This is a genomic window from Rhizobium sp. CB3060, assembly GCF_025200735.1.
Taxonomy (GTDB): domain Bacteria; phylum Pseudomonadota; class Alphaproteobacteria; order Rhizobiales; family Rhizobiaceae; genus Rhizobium.
In genome coordinates, this window is sequence record NZ_CP104159.1 from 225,714 (window position 1) to 249,947 (window position 24,234).

At 58.9% G+C, this 24,234-nt stretch carries 19 protein-coding genes; 13 read left to right on the forward strand and 6 right to left on the reverse strand.

Annotated features, from left to right (window positions below):
- Positions 1–2: 2 nt before the first annotated feature.
- Entirely contained in the window at positions 3–1,118 is a 1,116-nt protein-coding gene (locus tag N2601_RS20585) for a branched-chain amino acid ABC transporter substrate-binding protein (protein ID WP_260304684.1), read from the reverse strand.
- 327 nt (positions 1,119–1,445) lie between these two features.
- On the opposite strand from N2601_RS20585, the gene N2601_RS20590 reads away from it, so the two are divergent.
- From N2601_RS20590 to N2601_RS20615, 6 genes are read left to right on the forward strand one after another with little or no spacing between them, the layout of a single operon-like run.
- The gene (locus N2601_RS20590; RefSeq protein ID WP_260304685.1) at positions 1,446–3,527 is read left to right on the forward strand and encodes a hydantoinase/oxoprolinase family protein; all 2,082 of its coding nucleotides are present in this window, start codon (positions 1,446–1,448) and stop codon (positions 3,525–3,527) included.
- 10 nt (positions 3,528–3,537) lie between these two features.
- Complete coding sequence (locus N2601_RS20595) at positions 3,538–5,205, forward strand: hydantoinase B/oxoprolinase family protein (protein ID WP_260304686.1); 1,668 nt, start codon at positions 3,538–3,540, stop codon at positions 5,203–5,205.
- The gene (locus N2601_RS20600; protein ID WP_260304687.1) at positions 5,202–6,413 is read left to right on the forward strand and encodes a pyridoxal phosphate-dependent aminotransferase; all 1,212 of its coding nucleotides are present in this window, start codon (positions 5,202–5,204) and stop codon (positions 6,411–6,413) included. The genes N2601_RS20595 and N2601_RS20600 overlap by 4 nt, the downstream gene beginning before the upstream one ends.
- Positions 6,414–6,428: 15 nt before the next feature.
- Positions 6,429–7,241 carry an NAD-dependent epimerase/dehydratase family protein gene (locus N2601_RS20605; protein ID WP_260304688.1) on the forward strand — a complete coding sequence of 271 codons (813 nt, stop codon included), beginning with the start codon at positions 6,429–6,431 and terminating at the stop codon, positions 7,239–7,241.
- 9 nt (positions 7,242–7,250) lie between these two features.
- Complete coding sequence (locus N2601_RS20610; protein ID WP_260304689.1) at positions 7,251–8,444, forward strand: NAD(P)/FAD-dependent oxidoreductase; 1,194 nt, start codon at positions 7,251–7,253, stop codon at positions 8,442–8,444.
- A gap of 21 nt (positions 8,445–8,465) precedes the next feature.
- Positions 8,466–10,151 carry a thiamine pyrophosphate-binding protein gene (locus N2601_RS20615; RefSeq protein ID WP_260304690.1) on the forward strand — a complete coding sequence of 562 codons (1,686 nt, stop codon included), beginning with the start codon at positions 8,466–8,468 and terminating at the stop codon, positions 10,149–10,151.
- A 51-nt stretch (positions 10,152–10,202) separates the two neighbouring features.
- Here N2601_RS20615 and N2601_RS20620 read toward each other — a convergent pair whose 3' ends face one another.
- The gene (locus N2601_RS20620) at positions 10,203–10,934 is read right to left on the reverse strand and encodes a FadR/GntR family transcriptional regulator (protein ID WP_104826130.1); all 732 of its coding nucleotides are present in this window, start codon (positions 10,932–10,934) and stop codon (positions 10,203–10,205) included.
- A 79-nt stretch (positions 10,935–11,013) separates the two neighbouring features.
- A complete protein-coding gene (gene ydiJ, locus N2601_RS20625) occupies positions 11,014–14,052 on the reverse strand; it encodes a D-2-hydroxyglutarate dehydrogenase YdiJ (RefSeq protein ID WP_260304691.1) in 3,039 nt (1,012 codons plus the stop codon).
- Between the two features lie 97 nt (positions 14,053–14,149).
- Here ydiJ and N2601_RS20630 point away from each other — a divergent pair, with 97 nt between their 5' ends.
- The 4 genes from N2601_RS20630 to N2601_RS20645 are packed head-to-tail and all read left to right on the forward strand — an operon-like array spanning position 14,150 to position 17,199.
- Positions 14,150–14,899, forward strand: coding sequence for an SDR family NAD(P)-dependent oxidoreductase (locus N2601_RS20630; protein ID WP_260304692.1), 750 nt, complete (start codon positions 14,150–14,152; stop codon positions 14,897–14,899).
- Complete coding sequence (locus tag N2601_RS20635; RefSeq protein ID WP_260304693.1) at positions 14,892–15,632, forward strand: SDR family oxidoreductase; 741 nt, start codon at positions 14,892–14,894, stop codon at positions 15,630–15,632. Before N2601_RS20630 ends, N2601_RS20635 begins: the two co-directional genes overlap by 8 nt.
- Positions 15,633–15,680: 48 nt before the next feature.
- On the forward strand, positions 15,681–17,006 hold the full coding sequence (locus N2601_RS20640; RefSeq protein ID WP_260304694.1) for a DUF3422 domain-containing protein: 1,326 nt from the start codon (positions 15,681–15,683) through the stop codon (positions 17,004–17,006).
- Positions 17,007–17,016: 10 nt separating this feature from the next.
- Positions 17,017–17,199 carry a hypothetical protein gene (locus N2601_RS20645; RefSeq protein ID WP_260304695.1) on the forward strand — a complete coding sequence of 61 codons (183 nt, stop codon included), beginning with the start codon at positions 17,017–17,019 and terminating at the stop codon, positions 17,197–17,199.
- Positions 17,200–17,237: 38 nt separating this feature from the next.
- On the opposite strand, the gene N2601_RS20650 is transcribed toward N2601_RS20645, so the two are convergent.
- Positions 17,238–18,260: an Ldh family oxidoreductase gene (locus tag N2601_RS20650; protein WP_260304696.1), complete on the reverse strand. Its 1,023-nt coding sequence runs from the start codon at positions 18,258–18,260 to the stop codon at positions 17,238–17,240.
- A gap of 60 nt (positions 18,261–18,320) precedes the next feature.
- Positions 18,321–19,349, reverse strand: a complete 1,029-nt coding sequence (locus tag N2601_RS20655) for a trans-3-hydroxy-L-proline dehydratase (protein WP_260304697.1) — start codon at positions 19,347–19,349, stop codon at positions 18,321–18,323.
- A 204-nt stretch (positions 19,350–19,553) separates the two neighbouring features.
- Here N2601_RS20655 and N2601_RS20660 point away from each other — a divergent pair, with 204 nt between their 5' ends.
- Together N2601_RS20660 and N2601_RS20665 are read left to right on the forward strand one after the other, a co-directional pair.
- A complete protein-coding gene (locus tag N2601_RS20660; RefSeq protein ID WP_260305280.1) occupies positions 19,554–20,252 on the forward strand; it encodes a GntR family transcriptional regulator in 699 nt (232 codons plus the stop codon).
- A gap of 606 nt (positions 20,253–20,858) precedes the next feature.
- The gene (locus tag N2601_RS20665) at positions 20,859–21,860 is read left to right on the forward strand and encodes a glycine betaine ABC transporter substrate-binding protein (protein ID WP_104826138.1); all 1,002 of its coding nucleotides are present in this window, start codon (positions 20,859–20,861) and stop codon (positions 21,858–21,860) included.
- A gap of 61 nt (positions 21,861–21,921) precedes the next feature.
- On the opposite strand, the gene N2601_RS20670 is transcribed toward N2601_RS20665, so the two are convergent.
- Complete coding sequence (locus N2601_RS20670; protein WP_260304698.1) at positions 21,922–22,854, reverse strand: LysR substrate-binding domain-containing protein; 933 nt, start codon at positions 22,852–22,854, stop codon at positions 21,922–21,924.
- Between the two features lie 252 nt (positions 22,855–23,106).
- Here N2601_RS20670 and N2601_RS20675 point away from each other — a divergent pair, with 252 nt between their 5' ends.
- Entirely contained in the window at positions 23,107–24,234 is a 1,128-nt protein-coding gene (locus N2601_RS20675) for an alcohol dehydrogenase family protein (protein ID WP_260304699.1), read from the forward strand.

Sequence of the window (24,234 nt, forward strand, 5' to 3'; positions counted from 1 at the left end):
CCTTACTTCACGAGAACGGGGGTTCCCTTGTCGTCGAAGTTGTAGAAGACGAACTTGAAGTCCTTGATGTCGCCCTTCTTATCCCACGTGACCTTGCCGATTGCGGAATCAACGGTGTTCGTGCGCAGCCAAGCGGCCTGAGCCTTCAGGTCTTCGCCGGCCTTGAGTGCGGCAACGATTGCCTGAGCGTTCGCGTAGCCATAGAGGACATAGTTTGCCGGGGTGATGTTCGCCTTCTTCAGCGCATCCTGAACGCCCTTCGTGGAGGGGTCTTCCAGCGGATCGGGTGTCGCCGAGTAGTAGACATTCTTCAGGTTCGCCGGGCCGCCGGCGGCGGAGACAAGTTCCGCCTGCGCGAAGGCGTCACCGGTGACGAATACGACATCGACGCCCTGTTCCTTAAGCTGGCGAACAAGCGGCCCGCCTTCCGGGATGAGGCCGCCAAAGTAGACCGCGTTTGCGCCGGAGCTCTTGATCTTGGTGACAAGCGCGTTGAAGTCGCGCTCCCCGCGCGTCAAGCCTTCATAAAGGACCGGCTTGATGCCGCGTGCTTCGATGGTCTTCTTGACTGCATCCACCAGGCCCTGGCCGTAGGTGTCCTTGTCGTGGATGAGAGCGATCTTGTCACGCTTCAGCGTATCCAGAATGAAGCTGCCGGCGACGACCGCCTGCTGGTCGTCACGACCGCAGCCACGGAACAGATTGTCAAAACCGCGATCGGTGACCGTCGGGTTGGTCGAGGACGGCGTCATTTCCAGAATGCCGGCTTCGTTATAGACCTCGGATGCCGGGATTGTGCTGGACGAGCAGAAATGTCCGATCACGGCGTTTACTTTGTCCTGATCGACGAAGCGGTTGGCAACCGCGACGGCCTGCTTGGGTTCGCAGGCGTCATCGCCCTTCACCAGCTCGATCTTTTTGCCGTTGATGCCGCCGGCAGCATTTACGTCATTGATATAGGCCGACACCCCGTTGAACACCTGTTCGCCGAAGGTGGCGTTTGCGCCCGTGAATGGTCCGGCGACGCCGATCTTGATCGTGTCTGCCGCCAAGGCGTTGGAGAAGAGCAGGGCGGACGTGAGCATGGTCGCCGTCAAGAGCCTGGAAATCGATTTCATGGAATTTTCCCTCTGGTTGAAGCTACTTCGTTCAGGTTGATCAGATGCGGGTTCAGCCCGCATTCGCATGTTATTGATTCGAGGAACTGCCTAATTTCATTAGGTAATTCTCGCTTTTTGGAGTTCGGGGCTTGGCGCTTTTCGCAGCGTTTTTAGCCCTCTTCCCAGTTGACAGTTATATGATAAGTGACATATACGAAGAACGTCAAGCGGAAATGTTGCGGCACCGCTTGTCGTGGAGGAGAATGCGCAGACGCACGGCCGCATGGTTGCGGTCTCAACCGGATCTGACGCTTCGGGCGGAAGACAAAAGTGGGGAACAAGCTGGTGAACAACGCACCACGAAACTGCCGGGTCGGCGTCGACATCGGCGGCACCTTTACCGATATCGCGCTCGATCTGGGTGGCGCGCTTCACTCGACAAAGGTTTTGACGGATTACACGGCGCCCGAGCGCGCGATCCTGAAGGGTGTGAGGGCTGTCGCCGACATGGCCGGCATTGCGCTTTCAGAGATAGACATTCTCATTCACGGCACGACCCTTGCCACCAATGCGCTGATCGAGCGGCGCGGCGCGAAGACCGCCTTCGTGACGACGGAGGGTTTTCGTGATGTGCTGGAAATGCGCACCGAGAACCGTTTCGAGCAATATGACCTCAATATTTCCCTGCCGCCGGCCCTCATTGCACGCGCCGATCGCTTCGTGGTGCGTGAGCGCATCGATGCGTCGGGCAAGGTTCTCCTGGTGCTGGACGAGGCATCGGTGGCGGCTGTGGTCGAAAAGATCGCGGAGGGCGGCTATGAGAGCGTCGCCATCGGCTTCATCCACGCTTATGTGAATGGTGCGCATGAGGTTGCCGTCCGCGACGCCATCCTGAAGCGTCTTCCGAATGTCTCGGTGTCGATCTCATCCGAGGTCTCGCCGCAGATGCGCGAGTTCGAGCGCTTCAATACGGTTTGTGCCAATGCTTATGTAAAGCCGGCGATCAAATCCTACCTCGATCGCCTCGTCGTCTCGCTGAAGGACATCGGCGTCGGTTGCCCGGTCTTCATGATCCATTCCGGCGGCGGCATCGTGTCCGTCGAAAGCGCCTCGGAATTTCCAGTGCGGCTGGTCGAATCCGGCCCGGCCGGCGGCGCGATCTTCGCGGCTGATATCGCCCGTCATCACGGTCTCGACGCGGTTCTTTCCTTCGACATGGGCGGCACCACCGCCAAGATTTGCCTGATCGAGAACCAGGTTCCCAAGACGGCCAAGACTTTCGAGGTCGCGCGCACCTATCGTTTCCGCAAGGGTTCGGGCATGCCGATTTCCATCCCGGTCGTCGAAATGGTGGAGATCGGTGCGGGTGGCGGTTCTATCGCCTCCGTTGACGGCATGCGGCAAATCCGCGTCGGACCGCATTCGGCAGCGTCCGAACCTGGCCCTGCCTGCTATCAGCGCGGCGGCAAGAACCCCACGGTGACAGATGCCGACCTTATCCTCGGCAAGCTCGATCCGGAAAATTTCGCCGGCGGCGCCATCCGTCTTTCCATCGATGCGAGCCGCAGGGCGATGAGCGACGATATCGGATCGGTCATCGCGCTCGATCCGGAAGCGGCGGCTTACGGAACCTGCGAGATGGTGGATGAGAACATGGCCAATGCCGGCCGTGTTCACACCGTCGAGAACGGCAAGGACATTTCCGATTTTACGATGATCACCTTCGGCGGCGCGGGGCCGCTGCATGCGGCGCGCCTGTGCGAGAAGATGGGCATTTCCACTTTCCTTGTGCCTCCCGGCGCTGGCGTGGGCTCCGCCATCGGCTTTCTCAAAGCGCCGTTCGGCTACGAGTCCGTGCGCAGCGCCGTCTTCAATCTTTCGAGCTTCGATTTCGCCGAAGCCAACCGGTTGCTGGAATCCATGAAGGCCGAAGCCCTCGGCTTCGTTGAAGGTGGTCTCGACAAGGGCGCACCGACCATCGAGCGCACCCTGTTCATGCGTTATGCGGGGCAGGGCTGGGACATTCCGGTGGCGCTTGAAGACGACCGGTTTGATGCGGCCAGCGCCGAAAAGATCACCGCTCTGTTCGAAAGGGAGTACGAGCGCTTCTTCGGCCGTGCAATCGAAGGCCTCGATATCGAGATCGTCAGTTGGTCGGTCAAGGCAAGCTCGCCGCTTCCGCCGGTTGACCGCGTACCGCCGATCGCTGAAGGCAGCGTCGTCAAGTCGAGCCAAACCCGCCGCCTGTTCGAAGCTTCGCAGGGCTCTTATCTCGAAGCTGGCATTCACGAGCGCACGAGCTTGAAGCCCGGCGACGTGGTCAAAGGCCCCGCAGTCATCGTGGAGCGCGAAACCTCCGCAGTTCTCACCTCTTCCTTCAAGGCAATCGTCCAGAACGATGGCTGCCTCCTCGTAACGCGGCTTTGAGGATAGCTACATGAACCAATCCATGATCGATATCCATATGCAGGTCATGTGGAACCGCTTGATCTCCGTCGTCGAGGAACAGGCGCAGACGCTGATCCGCACGGCCTTCTCCACCTCCGTCCGCGAAGCGGGCGACCTGTCCGCCGGCGTCTTTGACCTGGATGGTCGCATGCTCGCGCAGGCCGTCACCGGCACGCCGGGCCATGTCAACGCAATGGCGGAATCAGTCGCCCATTTCATCCGTGACATCGGCCCGGAGAATATCTTTGAAGGTGATGTCTACATCACCAACGACCCGTGGAAGGGAACCGGTCATCTGCACGACATCACCGTCGTGACGCCTTCCTTTCACCATGGCAAACTGGTCGGATATTTTGCCTCCACTGCCCACGTTGTCGACGTCGGCGGACGCGGCTTCGGGCCGGATGCGCGCGAGGTCTATGAAGAGGGTATCTTCATCCCGATCATGAAGTTCTTCGAGCGCGGAGAGCTGAACCGGACGCTGATCCACATTGTCCGCAACAATGTCCGTGAAAGCGACAAAGTGGTCGGCGACTTTCACGCACTTGCCGCCTGCAACGAGACCGGCCATCGCCGGCTCATCGACATGCTGACGGAATTCAATCTGGAAGACCTGTCGATGATCGGCGGCTTCATCCTCAAGCACAGCCGCGAGGCCACGCTGGAGCGGTTGAGAAACCTTCCGCACGGTTCATGGAACTACAGCCTCGATCTCGACGGCTATGACGAGCCGGTGCATCTGGCCGCAAAATTGACCATCGGCCCGGATGGCGTCGTAGTGGATTTCGATGGCACATCGGGCATGAGCAAGTTCGGCATCAACGTGCCGCTGGTCTATGCGAAGGCCTATGCCTGCTACGGCATCAAATGCGTCGTCGCTCCGGAAATTCCGAACAACGCGGCCTCCCTCGCTCCGTTTGACGTCGTCGCGCCGGAAGGCTGCATCCTCAACGCCAAGCGTCCTGCCCCGGTCGCCGTCCGTCACGTGCTCGGGCATTTCGTCCCCGATCTCGTTCTGGGGGCGCTTCATCAGGCGCTTCCCGGACAAGTGCCTGCCGAAGGTGCAAGCGCCCTCTGGAACTTGCATATGAGCGTGCGACCTGTTTCCGATCAGATCGGCGGCAAGGGTGCCGAAATCCTGATGTTCAATTCCGGCGGGTCCGGCGCACGCGCCTCGCTGGACGGGCTCAACGCAACGGCCTTCCCGAGCGGCGTCCATACCATGCCGATCGAGGCGACCGAAAATGTCGGCCCGGTCATCGTCTGGCGCAAGGAGCTGCGCGAGGGGTCCGGTGGCGCAGGCGCTCAGCGCGGCGGTCTCGGTCAGATGATCGAGATCGAAGCGGCCGAAGGTTACAGCTTCCGTTTCTCGGCGATGTTCGACCGGCTCAATCATCCGGCTCGCGGCCGCGACGGCGGACTTGATGGCGCATCGGGCGGCGTTTCGCTTGACGACGGCACGATGCTGAAGGGCAAGGGCCTGCAATTCGTGCCGGAAGGCCGGCGCCTCGTTCTGTCCCTTCCGGGCGGTGGCGGCTATGGCGATCCTGCCGAGCGCCCGGCCGAGGCCGTCGAGCACGATCTCAAGCACGGCTATATCACCAAAGAACAGGCCGCAGCCTATGGCAAGGGCGGCACCCGGGGAGGGCAGGCATGAACATGATTGCATTCGAAAGCAGCCGCACGGCCACCATCAAGTCGTCGCCGTCTATGGCGGTTTCCCTCGCCGCCAAGGCGATGCGGGCAAGGGGCGAGCATGTCGTCGATCTCTCGCTCGGAGAACCGGATTTCGATACTCCCGCCCACGTAGTCGAAGCCGCGATCGAGGCTATGCGCAAAGGGATCACCCGCTATACGGCCCCGGACGGCCTGCCGGAGCTGCGCCAAGCAATCGTTGCCAAGTTCAAGCGCGAGAACGGCCTGGACTACGCAATGGACGAGATTTCCATCGGCAACGGAGCCAAACAGATCCTCTTTAACGCCTTCCTCGGCACGCTCGAGCCGGGCGATGAAGTGGTCGTTCCCGCACCCTATTGGGTTTCCTACACCGACATCGTCATTCTGCATGGCGGGACGCCCAAGGTTGTCCCTTGCGGAGTGGAAGACGCCTTCAAGATCACGCCGGAACGGCTGGAGGCGGCAATCACCCCCAAGACGCGTTGGTTCCTATTCAACTCGCCGTCCAATCCTACAGGCGCAATCTACACGGCGGAGGAACTGAAAGCGCTCGGCGACGTATTGGCGCGCCATCCGCGCGTTGCGATCATGTCCGACGAAATCTACGAGCATATCGTCTGCGGCGACGTGCCGTTTACGTCCTTCGCCGTGGCGCGTCCGGATCTCAAGGACCGTACCTTGATCATCAATGGGGTATCCAAGGCCTATGCCATGACGGGCTGGCGGCTCGGTTACGCCGCGGGTCCGAAGGATCTCACCAAGGTGCTGAACAAGCTTCAGTCCCAGAGCACAACATGTCCCTCTTCGGTCACGCAATATGCAGCCGCGGCCGCGCTGAACGGACCGCAGGATTTCGTGAGGAAGGCTGTCGAGGAATACAAGGCGCGGGGCGATCTCGTTGCGCGGGGCTTCGGCGCCATTCCCGGACTTGAAGTGCGCGCGCCGGAGGGAGCATTTTATCTCTTCCCCAAATGTGCTCCCTATATCGGCAAGACGGCGCCTGACGGGACGAAAATCACCAACGACACGGCGTTGGCATCCTACCTCCTCACGGAGGGCAAAGTCGCCACCGTGCCGGGCGCTGCTTTCGGCGTCGAACCCTATATTCGCCTGTCTTTCGCAACGTCTCGCGAAAACCTCTCCCTTGCCATCGAACGGACAGCGGACGCGCTGGCCAAGCTTCGCTAATCAGGACGAATTCTCATGACCGACTACAAACGCACGCTTCTGACCGGCGCCGCCGGCGCTCTTGGAACCCAGCTCCGCAAATCCGGAACGAAGCTCGGCAAGATCGTTCGGCTTTCCGCGCGCAACTCCTGCGAAAACCTCGAGCCGCATGAAGAGGATTTTCCAGCGGACCTCGCTGATTTCGATGCAGTTTCCAGGGCCGTCGAGGGCTGTGAAGCCATCATCCACATGGGCGGCCAGGGCCTGGAAGCACCCTGGAAGACCATTCTCGATGCCAATATCGTCGGCAGCTACAACATCTACGAGGCGGCGCGGCAGCACGGCGTCAAGCGCATCGTCTATGCCAGCTCCGTTCACGCCATCGGCTTTTACGATCGGACGGAAACCATCGACGGCAACGTGCCGACCCGCCCCGATAGCCTTTATGGCGTGTCGAAGACGTTCGTCGAGAATCTCGGCCGGTATTATTTCGACAAGTTCGGCATCGAAACCGTGAGCCTGCGCATCGGCTCGTCCTTCCCGGAGCCGACCGACCGACGCCATCTCATCACCTGGCTTTCCTATCGCGATTGCCGCCAGCTCGTCGAAAAGAGCCTGTCGGCCGAGCGCGTCGGTTTCATGGTTGCCTATGGAATGTCCAACAATAGCCGAGCGTTCTGGGATAACCGCACGGCGGCATCCCTTGGTTACAGGCCGGAAGACAGCGCCGACGACTACGCGGAAAAAGTGTTCGCAAAGACCAAGCAGGGTGATCCGAACGATCCCGCGGTTCGCTTCCAGGGCGGCAGCTTCGCGGCGGCTGGTCACTATGAAGACGAACACAAGTGAGGCGAGCCGATGCAAGCTTCCAGATCTGCATATGACGTGATCATTGTCGGGGGCGCAGTCGTCGGCAGCTCCGCAGCTTATTTTCTCGCGACTAATCCCGACTTCAAAGGATCGGTCCTCGTGATTGAAAAGGACTGGACCTATCAGCGCTCGGCAACGGCGCTGTCTTCCAGCTCCATCCGCCACCAGTTCTCGAACGCGATCAACGTGAAGGTCTCGCAGTTCGGCACGGAATTCATCCGCAATTTCAAGGAAAATGTCGCCGTCGATGACGACACCCCCGAAATCGGCTTCCACGAAGCGGGCTATCTCTTCCTGGCCGAGGATGAGCGTGGCGAGCAGGTCCTGCGCCGCAATCATGAAACACAAGTCTCTTGCGGGGCGGAAGTAACGCTTCTCGATCCGGAAGGCTTGGGCCGGCGATTTCCCTGGCTTAATCTCGAAGGATTGACGCTCGGCAGCACCGGCGAGCGCGGCGAAGGCTGGTTCGACAGCGTCGGTCTGCTGCAGGGCTTTCGAAAGAAAGCGCGCTCGCTCGGCGTCGAGTACATCGAAGACGAAGTCGTTGCTGTTGACAGGGAAGGAGACCGCGTCGTTTCCGTATCGACGAAGAGCGGCCAGACGATCGCCTGCGGCATGATGGTCAATACGTCCGGTACCAACGGCAAGAAGGTCGCGCGGATGGCCGGGCTCGACGTCCCCGTGGAGCCACGCCGTCGCTCTCTCTTCGTTGTCGACTGCCGCACGCCCTTGGAGGGTAAAGTTGGCCTGACCATCGATCCGACCGGCGTTTTCTTCCGCCCGGAAGGCAAGTTCTATCTGATGGGCACCTATCCGAAACACGATCCGGAAGTGGACCCGAACGATTTCGACGTCATGCATGACGAGTTCGACGAGGAAATCTGGCCGATCCTTGCAAACCGCGTGCCTGCCTTCGAAGCGATCAAGGTGGTCAACTCCTGGGCCGGTCACTACGACTATTGCACCCTCGATCACAACGTCGTTCTCGGCCCCCACATCGAAGTCAAAAACTTTCTCTTCGCCAACGGTTTTTCGGGCCACGGTTTGCAACAGTCGCCCGCGATGGGCCGGGGCCTGTCGGAGCTCATCACCTATGGGGGGTTCAAGACGCTCGATCTTGCGCCTTTCGGCTACGAACGGGTGGTAGCGAACCGACCCTTCCTCGAAGACGCCGTCATTTAACGAACAGAATAAGGGAACCCCATGAGGTACGAAACTTCAAAGCGCAGCGGCGGTCAGGTCCTGGTCGATGCCCTGCGGATCCACGGCGTCGATCGCGTGTTCGGTGTGCCGGGCGAAAGCTATCTTGCCGCGCTCGATGCTTTTCATGACGCAGAGGATGCCATCGAATTCGTTATCTGCCGTCAGGAGGGCGGGGCGTCCTATATGGCGGAAGCCTATGGCAAGATGACCGGCAAGCCTGGCATCTGCTTTGTCACCCGCGGTCCGGGGGCAACGAATGCTTCCATCGGCGTGCACACTGCCTTCCAGGACTCCACGCCGATGATCCTGTTCATCGGCCAGGTGGCGCGTGACCAGATGGAACGTGAAGCCTTCCAGGAGATCGATTACCGGCGCATGTTCGGTCAGATGGCGAAGTGGGTGGTCGAGATCGAGGATGCGGCCCGCATTCCCGAACTGATCAGCCAGGCGTTCCACCGCGCAGTCAACGGGCGCCCGGGCCCGGTGGTTGTGGCCCTGCCGGAAGACATGCTGACCGACATGGTCGACGTTGCGGACACGCCGGCCTACCGGCGCGTCGAGGCCTATGCCGGCGAGCCGCAATTGCAGGAATTGCAGGCACTCCTGTCCAAGGCCAAGCGTCCGATGGCCGTCGTCGGTGGCGGTGGCTGGACGCAACAGGCGGTGGCGGATCTGAAAAGCTTCTCGGAAACTTTCAGCCTGCCGATCGCAGCCTCCTTCCGCTGCCAGGACCTCTTCGACAACACGCATCCGAATTATGCCGGCGACCTCGGGCTGGCGGCGGGACCGAAGCTGATTCAACATGTTAAAGACTGTGACCTGCTGATCTCGATCGGGGCCCGCCTCGGCGAAATGACCACCGGCGCCTATAGTTTGATCGACATTCCGGTTCCGAAGCAGACGCTTGTCCATATTCACCCCGGTGCGGAAGAACTGGGTCGCGTCTACCACGCGACATTGCCGATCAACGCCAGTGTCGCGGGCTTCTTGGCCCAGGCGGTGAAGCTCAAGCCTGCAGCGGCACCCGCCTGGACCGATTGGACGGCGGCGGCGCATGCCGACTATCTGGAAAACCTCAAGCATCCGCAGGTTCCGGGTCCTGTCCAGATGGGCGCCGTCATGGAATGGCTGCGCGGCCACCTGAAACCGGACGCGATCCTGACGATGGGGGCAGGCAATTATACCGCCTGGGCGCACCGCTTCTATCAGTACCGTACCTTCCGAACCCAGCTTGGTCCGACCAATGGCTCGATGGGTTACGGTGTCCCGGCTGCGGTCGCCGCGAAGATCACTGATCCTTCGCGAACTGTCGTGGCCTTCGCCGGCGACGGATGTTTCTTGATGAACGGACAGGAGCTGGCGACCGCCATGCAATATGACGCACGCGTCATCTTCCTCGTCATCAACAACGGCATGTACGGAACAATTCGCATGCATCAGGAGCGCAACTATCCCGGCCGTGTGTCAGGCACCCGGCTGACGAACCCGGATTTTGCCTCGCTGGCCCGGTCCTATGGGCTGCACGGCGAAACCGTGGAGGTGACGGAGGATTTCGCCGGCGCCTTCGAACGCTGCGAAGCATCGGGCAAGCCGAGCCTGATCGAAATCCGGATCGATCCGGAAGCGCTGACGCCGAAGATGAGCCTTACGCAAATTCGCGATCAGGCAATCGCACAGGGCAAATAAAAAGACGATGCGCCGCCCGGCAAACGGGCGGCGCAGGCCACTTTTTCTCCGCTACTGCTCCGTTTCGCTGCTCACAGGCTCATCGAGCAGCGCGCGATAGCGATTGAGGCTTTCTTCCAGATGGGTTGCCAGCGCGCTTTTTGCCGCCTTAGGATCGCCTTGAGTAATGGCGGATAAAATGGCGGCGTGTTCCTTGTTGATCTTCTTCAGATAGGTGCCGTAATTGCGTGCGGATTGCCGATGCTTCAGTAGCAGATCGAAATTGATCCTCTCGATCACCGCTTCCAGAAAGTTTGGGAAATGTGGATTGCGGGTGGCGCGGGCAATGGCGAGGTGAAATTCGAAATCAGCGCGCGCTTCGACTTCCGCATCTTCCGTTGCAAGCGTTTCCAGCCGATCGTAGGCGCGTGCGATCTCAGCAAGAGCTTCCGGCGTACGCCGCGTAGCGGCAAGCGCGACGGACTGCATCTCCACACCAAGCCGGAGTTCGAGGATCTGCATGGCCGAGCGGATGTCCTCGATGCGGCCTATCTCGAAATTGAGGGCCTTGGCATCCTTTTCGCTCACATAGACGCCAGCGCCCTGACGCGCGGTGACCCGGCCTCCCACTTTCAGGGAGGTGAGCGCCTCGCGAATGACGGTCCGGGAAACGCCGAACTCTTCGCAAAGCTGCGCGCTTGACGGAATCTTCTCGCCGGGCGCATAAAGACCGGAATCGATGCGCTCACTGAGTTTCGCAACAACGATTTCCGCGAGATTTCCCCGTTGCGTGATGATCGACACCTGATTTTGCTCCGATTTTCCTGGGCCGAATTTAGCACATATCACATATCATGCCACATTTGATCGCGGCATGGTCGTGCTAATCTGCAATTATTTCATTCAGCACTTCAAACGGATGCGAGATTCTTTTGTGATCTATCTGCTTGACTTGAGACCGGCATGAATAACCTGTGGCCATCAGCATGTTGGTTTTATCCTCGGCTTCAATCTCGCGTTTCCAGCTCATTGCATAAAGCCGCTCCGAGATGGCGCGGTTGCGCGCTTCATGGCCGAAGGTGCCTGCCATGCCACAGCAGCCGACGTCAGCCGTCCGAAGTTCGATGCCTAACCTTCCGAACACCGCTTTCCATTGCCCCAGTGAAGCGGGCGCGTTCGTGCGTTCCGTACAATGGGCCAGCAATCGGAACCTCTTGCCTTCGGCGGTCGATGGCAGGGCGCCGAGCCTGTCGACATTGGCCGTTAGCCATTCCTGTGGCAAGAGGACGGTTGCCTTCAGCTTCGCACCGGCCGCGCTTTTGTATTCGCTGCGATAGGCAAGTGTCATCGACGGATCGAGGCCGACGAGAGGCACACCGCTATCGGACAGGCGGTTGAAATAAGCGGCGGATTGCCCTGCAGTCCTCTCAAAGCGGCCGAGATAGCCATGGACATGCAACGCCTTGCCGTTGGTGTGACGGGCGGCGAGAAAGGGCGACAGGCCCATTTTCCGAGCCAATTTTATCGCAGCCACAGCAACTTGGGGGTCGAAATGCTCCGTGAAGCTGTCGGGAACGAAAATGACGCTCCGTTTCCGTTCGTCAGGCGACAAGGCTTCGATCCGGCTGGGGGTCGCGACCGGCACGCCCAGGCGGGCGGCCTCTCGTGCCAGGGAGAGGCGTGGAAGCAGCGGCAGCGCCGTCAGCCCGGCGGCATGCATCAGCTTCTCGCCCACGTGCGTTCCCACGAATAGGTTGTATGCGGGGCGCATCCGAACCATCAAGGGCAGAGTGGTCTCGATGGTCGCGACGAGCAGATCCTTCATGGGGCGCAGGTAGCGTCCGTAATAAAGCTCCAAAAACTTGGAACGAAACGATGGGACGCTGACCTTGACGGGGCATTGGCCGGCGCAGGCCTTGCAGGCCAGGCACGTATCCATCGCAGCGCGCACCTCATGCGAGAAGTCATCCCGGTTTTTGGGATTGAGTGAGTTCAAGGCGCGCCGGGCAAGATCAAAAACGGGATTGGCGCCGCGCGCCCGCTCTGCTTCCTTGCGCGGATCGACGCCCTTCTCGACAAGGAGCCTCAGCCATTCCCGCATCAGTGCGGCACGGCCTTTCGGAGAGAAGCGCCGGTCGCCCGTCGCCTTATAGGAAGGGCACATCGGGCTTGCTTCGTCGAAGTCGAAACAGGCGCCGTTGCCGTTGCAATAGGCGGCATTGTCGAAGGCAGCGCGGATCTCGTTGCCGAGAACGCGGTCGACGCTGCCGCGTAGCGGCACCTCGTCTATTTTCAGAAGCGGTTCGTTTGAAGGCGCCGCGATCTTGCCGGGATTAAGCCGGTTCTCCGGATCGAATGCCCGCTTGATCTCCTGCAGGCAGGGATAGAGGTCGCCAAAGAATTCCGGCACATATTCCGAACGCACGCCCTTGCCGTGTTCGCCCCAAAGGACGCCGCCATATTTGCGGGTGAGCGCCACCACTGCGTCGCTGATGTTGCGCACCAACGGGACATGATCTGCGCGGGTTAGGTCGAGCGCCGGTCGCACATGCAAAACGCCGGCGTCGACATGGCCGAACATGCCGTATGAAAGGCCCGCACCGTCCAGCAATGCGCGGAACTCGCGGATATAGGCCGCGAGGTTTTCAGGGGGAACAGCCGTATCTTCGACGAAGGGCACGGGCCGGACCGGCCCTTCCACATTGCCGAGCAGGCCGACGGCGCGCTTGCGCATCGACCATGTCGCTTCGATCTCGGCGTGGTTCCGCACCACCGTGTAACCTCTTCGGCGTGCATTTGCACCGGTGTCGATGGCTGCGGTTATCTCGGATAACTTGCGTTCAAGCTCGTCCTCATCATCGGCGAGAACTTCCGCGATATTGATCCCGTTTGCCGGTCCGATTGCATCATCGGGGAAAAACCGGGCAATGCTGTTCCAGACAATGTCGCTCTTGGCGAGCTTCAAGACCGTCTCGTCGATCGTTTCTACCGAAGCGACTTTGAGCGCCGCCAGGGTCCGGGCATCCTCCAGCGCCGTATTGAAATCGCCATATCTGATGTTGATCAGCGCGGCGTGGGCCGGAAGCGGCAAAAGATTGAGCTCCGCCTCGGCGATCATCGCCAATGTTCCCTCCGAGCCGCAGAGAATGGCGTTGAGGTCGAAACGCCCGTCGGGATGCCGTATGTGGGCGAGATCGTAACCGGTCATATAGCGATTGAGGTTCGGAAAGACCTCGGCGATCCGGTCGTGCTTTTCTCTAGCGATCCGGTCGACCGTCCTGTGGATCTCCCCGATCCGGTCCTGGCGCGCTGCAGCCTCGGCGAGCGCGGCCGCATCCAGTGGGCGCGACCACCATTCGGAGCCGTCGACGAGTACGATACGCAGGCCGAGCACATGGTTGCTGGTCTTTCCATAGAGGCAGGAGCCCTGGCCGCAGGCATCGGTGGAGACCATGCCGCCGATGGTGGCGCGGTTGGAGGTGGAAAGCTCAGGCGCAAAGAAGAGGCCGTATGGCTTTAAGGCGCGATTCAACTGATCCTTGACGACGCCGGCCTGGACGCGAGCAACCCTTCGGACCGGATCTATGTCCAGTATGCTGTTCATATGCCGCGAACAGTCGACCACAACGCCCGATGTCAGCGATTGTCCGTTGGTGCCGGTGCCGCCGCCTCGCGGTGCAATCGCGATCGTGCGGAAGGCCGGTTCCGAGAGGACGGTTGCGACAATTTTCAGATCTTCGGCGCCCTTCGGAAAAAGAATGGCTGCGGGCTCGACCTGATAGATGGAATTGTCGGTCGCAAAAACCGTCCGCGCCGCGGCGCCGGTTTCTATGTCACCGTTGAAGCCTGCTTCAATGAGCCGTTCGAAGAAACTGGCCGGGGGCAGGGGCGTGACGAAATTCGCCCGCAGACGTGGAATCATCGGAAAACCTTTATAAAGCGCTTGAGCTTTGTCAAAGTTGGCATATAAGTGATAACATACAAATTAGGTGACGCAACGCAAAACAACGAGGTGGAACTTGAAGAACCAAACCGCAATCATCGTCGGTGGCGCATCTGGTCTCGGGCTGACGACAGCGAAGCTTATGATCTCTCATGGTGCAACCAAAATCGGCCTGATCGACCGCAATGAACAATTGCTGGCTTCGTCCGCGCAGGTGCTGCGTGCTCTCGGCGCAGAGGTGGCGACGGCGGTCGCCGACATCTCCCGCGCCGAAACGGCGCATCGGGGTTTCAACGAAATCGTCGGGCAGCTTGGTCGCATCCATGTCCTCGTCAACAGTGCCGCGATTTATCCGCGTCGGCCGATTCTCGAAATCACCGATGAGGAGTGGGATCTCGAAAACGCCATCAACGTCAAGGGCACCTATCACATGATGGTAGCTGCCGTACTTCATATGCGCCAGCATGTGAATGCTCCGGAAGTGACGGGACGCATCGTCAACGTCACCTCGGTCGACGCCTTCAAGGCACATCCCCAGAATGCCCACTATGCCGCGACCAAGGCAGCCGTGGTCAGCCTGACCAAATCTTTCGCTCAGGAATGCGCCAAGGATCAGATTCTCGTCAATTCGGTTGCGCCGGCCGGCTTTGCGACCGATCGCGCCAAGGAACTTGGCTTCCTGCCGGAACTGGCCAAGGCCAGCGCGCTTGGCCGCGCAGCCGAGCCGGTCGAAATGGCGGAGTGGATCGTCATGATGGCATCAAGCCGCAACACCTATGCCACCGGTGAAAACGTCGTCATCAGCGGAGGCTACATCTATGTCTGATGTCTATCGCACCGTGGTCGTAACCGGAGCGACCAGCGGTATCGGCAAGGCGATTGTCGTCGCTCTTAGGCAACGCGGATTCACGGTCTATGCCGTCGGCCGCAACGAAGATGTGCTCAAGCAACTCTCCGAGACCAGCGGTGCGATCCCGATCAAGGCGGATGTGCGCGATACGCAGAGGATCGCCGAAGCGCTGAATGGTATAGAGGTCGATATCCTCATCAACAATGCCGGCATCCTGTCGACCCGCGCATCCTTCCAAGAGATCGATCCCGACGAGATCGACGCGATGATCGATGTTAACCTGAAGGCGCCGATGCGTCTCACAAGGGCGGTTGTGTCTGGCATGGTGGAACGCAGGCGCGGTCATTTGATTTTCATCGGCTCGATCGCGGGGCGGGCCGCTTTCCCGAATTCATCGGCCTATGGCGCCTCCAAAGCCGGCTTGAGCCTGTTCTGCGACAATCTTCGTCTTGATTTGCTCGGGACATCGGTGCGCGTCAGCGAGATCGTCCCCGGACGTGTCGAGACCTCGCTTTACCGCACCTCTATTCCGGATGGTCAGGCGAATGCCGTGCTCTATGACGGCTATCGCTCCATTCAGCCTGAAAACATTGCTCGCGTGGTCGAAAATATCATCGATCTGCCGATCTTCGTCGACGTCTCGCGTGTCGAGGTCTATCCGACGGATCAAGCAGCGGGCGGGGGAACCATGGTCAAATTCCAGCAGTGAGAGCAGACGTATCTCCTTGATTTCTGTTCGGTATCTGGAGGGGAACCGATGGCAGACAACACTGCAATTGAAAGGGCGGCGCCCATGCTTTCGCCCCATGAGGACCGGGCGTTTGTGCTTGAGGAGGTACATGCCCGGCCGTTCAGGCCGATCGAAACGCCGGCACGTCTTTTGCATTTCGCGTTTCTTTCAGCGGGAGCCGAACGGGACACTGAGCGCGAAGCGCTTTCGCTTTACTGCCAGGAAAACGGCCACGACGCCATTCCGGCCAATGCCAGACATCATCGCGTGTCGTTTGGCGATATTCATCTTCGTTGGGAACGGCACAGCGAATTTGCGACCTATTGCTGGTATTACAAGCATCCCGCCCAGGCAGATTTTGCTGCGGAACCGGCAACTCTTGCTCCGCAGATGTATGCCATTCTCCAGCCAGGCCCGCACCTCGTCGCCATCGACCTGCACATAGTTGATGTGTCTTCGGCGCCCGATATCGATGCAATGTTCGCAAAGGAGTCCCTTTGCGTCATGACCGCCGAAAAAGGGGGCGTAATAGTTGCCACGGATTTCAAGCCGGACGCCGGCGGCTTCGTCAAAATTCTCGTGGTCAACAATGGCGTGCCCGCCATGCGGATTGGTGCGCTTGCCCAGAGACTGCTTGAACTCGAAACCTATCGAGTCCTCGCTCTATTATGTCTGCCCGAAGCTCAACGTCTGGAGCCGTCCGTGCGCCAGATCGAGCGTTCACTGGTCGATGCAACGCAGGAAATGACGCAAACCGTCTCGCTGGAAGACAACGAAAGCTTGCTGGATAAGCTCGTCGTGCTTGCAGCACGCCTTGAAGCAGGTGCGGCGAAATCCCTGTTCCGCTTTGGAGCAAGCCGCGCCTATCAGAATATTGTTCTCGGAAGGATCACCGCAATCGGTTTCGAACCGGTGCCGGATCGCGAAACCTTTCAGGCATTCCTCAATCGGCGCATGGCGCCGGCGCTTCAAACATGCTTTTCGCTTGAGGAAAGGCAGGTCAACCTTTCGCGGAAGCTGGCGCGCGCGACCCAATTGTTGCGAGCGAAAGTCGATGTGGCGATGGAGCGACAGAACAGGGACATTCTGCAGACGATGAGCGAACGCGCTCAGCTTCAGCTACGTCTCCAGCAGACGGTGGAGGGGCTTTCGATTGCGGCTGTCAGCTATTACGTCGTTGGGCTGCTTGGCTATTTCCTTAAAGGTCTGGCGCATGGAGTCCATGCATTCGATGCGGAACTGGCAATGGGCTTGGCAAGCCCGATAGCTGTCATCTTCGTGGCGACCCTCATCCGCCAGCGCACGAAACACTTCCATTCATCCAGCAATTCTCACAATTACAGCACTCGCTGAGGGTCACATCATGCGCCGCAAGATCGAAAATCAGCCGAACGAAGTCTCAGACCTTGCCGACAATTATGGGCCAATTGCCATCAAGGCGGTGCTTGCCGCCTTCAGCGTGAAGATGCCAAAAGCTGAAAAGACCAACACGGCAGAAGATGATTTTCCACGGCACCCGGACTTTCATGGCTATGAGGTAGACTAACCTTCGTCTTCCCTGCAGAGCGCCGGAAGAACGCCGTTTTATTGCGCGAATGAACGTAGGTGTTCGTAAGTGCTGGCGCTCAGTCGGATGCCATCGCGCTCTGACGCTGCTCGTGTCCTATACCTTCGGTCTGACGGCAGTCGTGTTCCGCCGGACTGCCGGACCAATTCAATCAGATGGGCAACCCGGCTTGCAAATGCGTTATTGTTTCCGCACGTCGGATCAATAAGGATCAGAGCCTGCCCGGTTTTCGGGGTTTCTGCACCGGGATGAGTCGAGAAATCGACCTCCGTTGAAAATTGACCACCCGTTAGCCCAGATGCCAGAACCTCCACCATGAGTGAAAGGGCGAAGCCCTTGTGGCCGCCGAACGGAAGAAGAGAACCGCCCGCAAGAATTCTTTTCGGGTCTTCGCTCAAGAGGCCCTCGGCATCGACTCCGGTGCCCGGCGGAACGTTATGGCCCTCACGCGCCGCGATCCGCAGATCGCCATTCGACATTGCGCTGGTCGCGAAGTCGAAAACGAAGGGATCAGCGCCCGCAACCGGTGTTGCAAAAGCAATGGGGTTGGTTCCCATGATCGGCTTCGCACTTCCCGGAGGCGCAACGCATGCCAGTCCGGACACCATCGAAAGTGCGACGAAACCCTTTCTGGCAAACGGTTCAAGATCTTGCCAAAGCGCACTGAAATGATGCGAGTTCCGGATCGCGAGGACTGCCGCGCCGTATCTTGAAGCCTTTTCGATCAACAGCGGCGTGGCAGCCGCCAGTGCCGGTTGAGCAAAGCCGTTCCTGGCGTCGACGCGAATGAAGGCCTCGCCGCCATTTTCGATGGTAGGCAATGCCTTACCATCCACCCAGCCGCTCCCAAGCGTAGCAACATAGCCAGGGATACGAAACACGCCATGGCTCATGCTGCCGTCGCGTTCACATCCGGCACAGTTTTCAGCCAGGATCGCCGCATTCGCCTCGGAGACGCCGAAGCGAACGAAGATCTTGACCAACAGCAATTTCAGATCGCCAAAGCTGATACGGATGGAGTCTTCTGGATTTTCGATCATCCGATTAATCCTTCGAGACTGGCGTATGGCTCGACATATATCAATGGCAAGATTTGCCTCCTAAATATCCATGGGCCAAGTGTCCGAGAGGCGATAACCCGCTTGAAATGGGTCGCTAGGATCGACCATTAGCTGTTTCGTGCCGATCACCCATGCCCGGCCTGAAATGATCGGATTGATGCCGAGCTTGCCGTTGATGTCAACTTCACTGTCGATGCTGCAATGGAATTCCGTATCGAGCAACGAGGTGCCCACGAACTTGTCGCCCGGCTTCATCTGGCCCTTCGCATGGAGAATTGCCATTCGCGCCGAGCATCCGGTCCCGCAAGGGGAACGGTCGATCTTACCCGGACGTATGGCGACGGCATTCTTGCCCCAAAGCACGCCGTCCCTCATGACCACAGGATCGGTGATTTGGCAGAATGAGATGTGGCCCCAGTCGTTCGCTGGATGCTTGAAGCCAAGCTGTTCGTTCGCGGCTTCTGTGATCTTTACGCCAAACCGGGCGATATCTCGAGCCTGGTCGGGCTGGAGCTGCAATCCCAGCGACGCCGCGTCGACGACGACGAAGCTGTCGCCGCCATAGGCGGTGTCGACAGTCAAGGTGCCAATTCCTTCGACTTCGAGCTTGGCATCGAGCTTATCGGCGAAGGAAGGAACATTCCGCACACGGATACGCTCGGCCTTGCCATTGCGGCACTCTGCCTCAACCTCGATCAAGCCGCCTGGCGGTTCCAGCACCATGCGCGTGATCGGTTCCTGCATCGGGATAATGCCGGTATCGAGAAGGACGGTTGAGACGCACATGGAGTTTGAGCCCGACATGGGTGGGGTATCGGCCGGCTCCATGATGATCCAGCCCATCTGCGCCTTCGGGTTCTTTGGTGGGACAAGAAGGTTCACATGTCTGAAGACTCCCCCGCGAGGCTCGTTCAGGACGAAGTTCCGCAGCGTTTCGTCCTCAGCGATCCAACGAGCCTGATCCCAGACGGTTGCGCCCGGCGGTGGGGCGACGCCGCCGACGATAACATCGCCGACCTCGCCTTCGGCGTGGCAGCTAACAACGTGCACAACCTTTGACGTTCGCATCTTCGTTCCCCATGGATTATGTCACATTCGCATCAATTTCGGATAACGTATACGATCTACGAAAGGTGAGTCAAGGCTGGCTTATGGAAGATGGCGTACGGAAGCATCTGCGACGTTGGACGTCCCGACAAATGCGGAAGCCTTGAGAACAAAAGTGGCCTACGATATTGCTCGCCTATCGAGAACCAAGGACGCGAACCGGGAATGCCGTTTAACTCAGAGCAGGCTACGAATTTGGGAAGCGTCCCAACGGCTTCGGACGTAATCGTCAAGTTCATCCGCGATTCCATCATTGATGGGACGCTCGACGAGGGTGAGCCGATCCGCCAGGACGAAGTCGCCCGCATGTTCAACGTCTCCAAAATCCCTGTTCGGGAAGCGTTGAAGCGCCTGGAGGCCGAAGGTCTCGTCGCTTTCCAGAGAAATCGCGGAGCGGTGGTGACGCCGACCTCCGAGCCGGAGCTCGTCCAGATTTTTGAGGTACGCGCGATCCTGGAATCCAGCGCGATAAAACTTTCAATTCCTCAAATGACAGAGGAGACTTACGCACAGGCGCAAGCCTATTGCGACGCGTTTGCTCAGGAAACGGACATCGGACGATGGGCCGAGCTCAATTGGCGTTTTCATTCACGGCTCTATGAGGATGCCCACAGGCCGTACATGGTGAACATGATACGGTCGGTGAATGATCGGATCGAACGCTACTTGCGGATTCAGCTCACGCTTTCGAACGGGCATCAGGTCGCCGACGATGAGCATCGTCAGATCCTCGAACTTTGCCGCAAGCGGGACGTCGAGGGTGCCGGCAGTCTTGTCTACGCCCACATTATGCGGGCGTGCCAATCTCTGATGGAGCACCTTCCCAAGGGCACCGCGTTGGCTCCCGCAACTAAGCGACCCTAAGGCGGACTTCTCCGCGGCGGACGGCGTTCGCCTCGCGATCACGTGTGTTCAGCCATCTCAGCGAGCATCTCTCGAAAATCGCTCCGGCGTTCCCGCCCGGCTGCAGATTCCCTCCGCGTCGGTGCAACGGCTGAGAAATTCTGGATCTTTGGCGAAATTCGTTGTTCTGGCAATAGCTTGGAATGTACATTAGAGTACACAAAACAACCATAGATGAAAATTTAATAGACATATATGTACATTTTGCTTGTTACGCCGATCCGCTTTTGCTAGAAGCTCTCCCAATCCGCTCGATGGGATGACGGGACGCGTGAGAACGCCGCTGGGGAAGGCCCTCGTCCATCGATGCACGACCGCTGTGAGTTTCCAAAAGAGGAGACGTGATGCGATGCCCATGAAAATCACCGGAAGCGGCGCGTTGTCCGACGACGCTTCAAATGATCTGCCGATGCCAAATCGTCGGCGAGGAGAATGACGCAATCTCCATCGGCTCAGGGCCGGCGTCACGCGGCTTTCAATCGATCGATAGACAGATGGGTTAACCTTCGGGACAGGTTCTGCGGCACCCTGTTCCTATCGACTGCCGCTAAGAATAGAGGGAACTCAATGAAGTATTTGCTTGCATCTACATGTCTCGCCGTCGGCTATTTGGGCCTGTCACTGCCTGCCTCTGCCGCCGGCTGTGGCACCGTCACCCTTGCTTTGCACAATGTTCAAAGCGCGGAAGTCCTGACGTATGTCGATAAGTTCATCTTGGAGAACGGTTACGGTTGCAGCGTGGAAACGATGCCCGGCGACACCGTGCCGTCGACGACGTCCATGGTTGAAAAGAGCGAACCTGACGTTTCGTCGGAGACCTGGGTTGATCTTCTGCCGGAAATCGTTCCTCGCGGCCTGAAGGAGCAGAAGATCATCGAGGCGGCAAAGGCGCTGCCGGACGGTGGTGTTCAGGGCTGGTGGATTCCGAAATACGTTGCCGAGGCGCATCCGGATATCAAGACGATCGACGATGCGCTCAAGCATCCCGAACTCTTTCCCGATCCTGAAGACTCGAGCAAGGGTGTGATCTTCAACGGAGCCCAGGGCTGGGGCGCAACCGTCGTTACCGCACAACTCTTCAAGGCTTACAACGCAACCGACAAGGGGTTCAACCTCCTCGACCCCGGCTCTGCGGCCGGTCTCGATGGTGCGATAGCCAAGGCTTACGAACGCAAAGAAGGTTTCATCACCTATTACTGGGCTCCGACTGCGTTGCTCGGAAAGTACGATATGGTGATGTTGAAGTTCACCGTTCCGCAGGATGCTGCCGAGTGGAAGCGTTGCATCACCAATCTTCAGTGCCCGGATCCCAAGCCGGCCGCTTGGCCCGTCGACAACGTCTACACCGTTCTGACGAAGAAGTTTGCCGACAGCGCCCCGCCGGAAGTCCTCGAATACTTCAAGACGCGCGGTTGGAGCAATGCGACCGTCGGCAAGGTGATGGCCTGGGAGACGGAAAACCAGGCAACCGGCGACGAAGGTTCCAAGCATTTCCTCAAGGAAAACAAGGATATCTGGACCAAGTGGGTTCCTGCCGACGTAGCAAAGAAGGTTGAAGCTGCTTTGTAAGTCTTAAGCGAGGGCGCGCGACGCTTCGCGCGCCCTAACTTATCGCCCACCGGCTTAAAGCCTATTTGCCTTTCCGAGGCATTGGTGCATCCCGCTCTTGCGCGGCGAGTTTCCTTATCCAGTCTCGAACTGTCTCCGCCGCCACCGAAAGTTCACGGTTACTGTTCCAGGTAAGGTAGTAGCCGCCGGGCGCCGGTATGACGAGATTTGTGAAGCGGACGAGTTCGCCCTTTTCCACGAGCGGCCCGACCAACCGATGCCAGCCGACCACCAGCCCCTGGTCTGCCATGGCAGCCTGCAGCGCCACGCTGAATTTGCCGAAGCGTCTCACATTCGCAGAGCTTGAGGCGACGCCTGCGCGCACCAATACCTCCTCCCAGCCCATCCAATCAGGTTCGACCCATTCGACGTTCAACAACGGAAGGTCACTCAGATCGGCAGTCGTTGCGCCTTGATGCCGTTCCGCAAATGCTGCGCTGCACACAGGATAGAGGCAATCGTCAAACAAAAACTCCGCCGTCTCGTCGATCCATGCACCAAGGCCATAACGAATTCTGAGCTCCACCTCTGCCCGGCGAAAATTCTTGACGTTATCGGAGATCAGGTGATCGACGGTTATTTCTTCAAAGGTCCGCCAGAAGTCCGGCATTCGCGGTACGAGCCACATCGTAGCGAAGACGTCGCTGCAGGCGATCGTCACGTTTCGAGCCTTGTCTCCACGTCGAATGGAATTGATGACATCTGAGGCGCGGGCAAATCCGGTCGCTAGGGCGCTGTATAGTTCTTCGGCAGGCGCTGTCAGCGTCACTCCTCTCGCCTTGCGGGCAAACAGCAATACGCCGACATCGTCCTCCATGGCCTTGATCTGCCTGCTCACCGCCCCAGGCGTGACGTTCAACTCGGCGGCAGCCAGCGTGAAACTTCCATGTCGTGCAGCGGCTTCGAAAGCTGCCAGCGCCGTAAGGGAAGGAAGGCCGTAAAAGCGACGAACCAATTGTTTTTCTCCACTGTGGAGCCGACACGATACGCCATCGATACCCCGAGAGCGATGGGAAAGGTTGCTTCTCCAAATCATTGGTGGGGTTAGGTTTCCATCGGAAGATGCCACGGCCGGATTGAGATTAACTCAAAGCATTGCTGAGTTTTAAGTGCGTTGTCTTCAACCCGCAGATGCCGTTCTCATGGCTGAAGAGCACGCCAATGGTCGGCGTCGCCCAAAGCCTCAAACAAGCAATAGTGGGTGAAGATGAGCCTGAACGAACCTGCAGCCACAAATCAGATTTCGGCGTCTTTGCCGGATCGCATGAGCGGCGTCGAGCTAGTTGGCCACGGTGGATTTGATAAGCTTCAATACCGGGAAGATATTCCGGTTCCGAGGCCAGGGCCTAGCGAAGTACTGATCCGTGTTGCCGCCGCTGGCGTCAACAATACCGATATCAACACACGGATCGGATGGTATTCGAAGGCGGTAAGCGCAGGAACGGAAACCGGCGCGACAGAAGGTTTCCAGTCTGCGAAAGATCTCGATGCCAGTTGGTCCGGCACGCCAATGACATTTCCGCGAATTCAGGGTGCGGATTGCTGCGGCCGCATCGTTGCCGTTGGCGAGGGAGTGAACGCGGAACGCCTGGGCGAGCGCGTTCTCGTTCGCAATATGCTGCGGACCTATGTTGGATACCGGCCCTACGAATGTTGGACCTTCGGTTCCGAATGCGACGGCGGGTTCGCTCAATATGCGAAGGCGCCGTCTGCGGAAAGCTACAAGGTCGACTGCGATTGGAGCGATGTCGAGCTCGCGTCCATACCCTGTGCCTATTCCACGGCGGAGGGCATGCTTCATCGCGCTAACGTAAGCTATGGCGAACGTATTCTGATCACGGGCGCTTCGGGTGGTGTTGGATCCGCGGCGATCCAACTGGCAAAGCGACGTGGCGCCTTTGTCACTGCGGTTGCCGGGCGCGATAAGGCCGATCAATTGCTCGCGCTGGGGGCCGACGAGGTTCTTCCCCGCGGCGAGAATATCGTCGAGAAGCTCGGGAAGGATTCGGTGGATGTCGCTCTCGACGTCACGGCTGGTCCGTCTTTCGGCGAGCTTCTGGAGGTCCTCAAAAGAGGCGGGCGATACGTCGTTGCAGGAGCTATTGCCGGCCCCATTGTCGAGCTCGACGTCAGGACCCTTTACCTCAAGGATCTGTCGTTCTTCGGATGCACATTTCAGGACGACGTCGTGTTCAAGAACCTCGTCGGTTACATCGAGCGTGGCGAGATAAAGCCAGTTATCGCAAAGACATATCCGCTCAAAGACATCGTTCGGGCTCAACAGGACTTTCTGTCGAAAAGTCTCGTCGGAAAGCTCGTGCTCGTCATTCCGTGA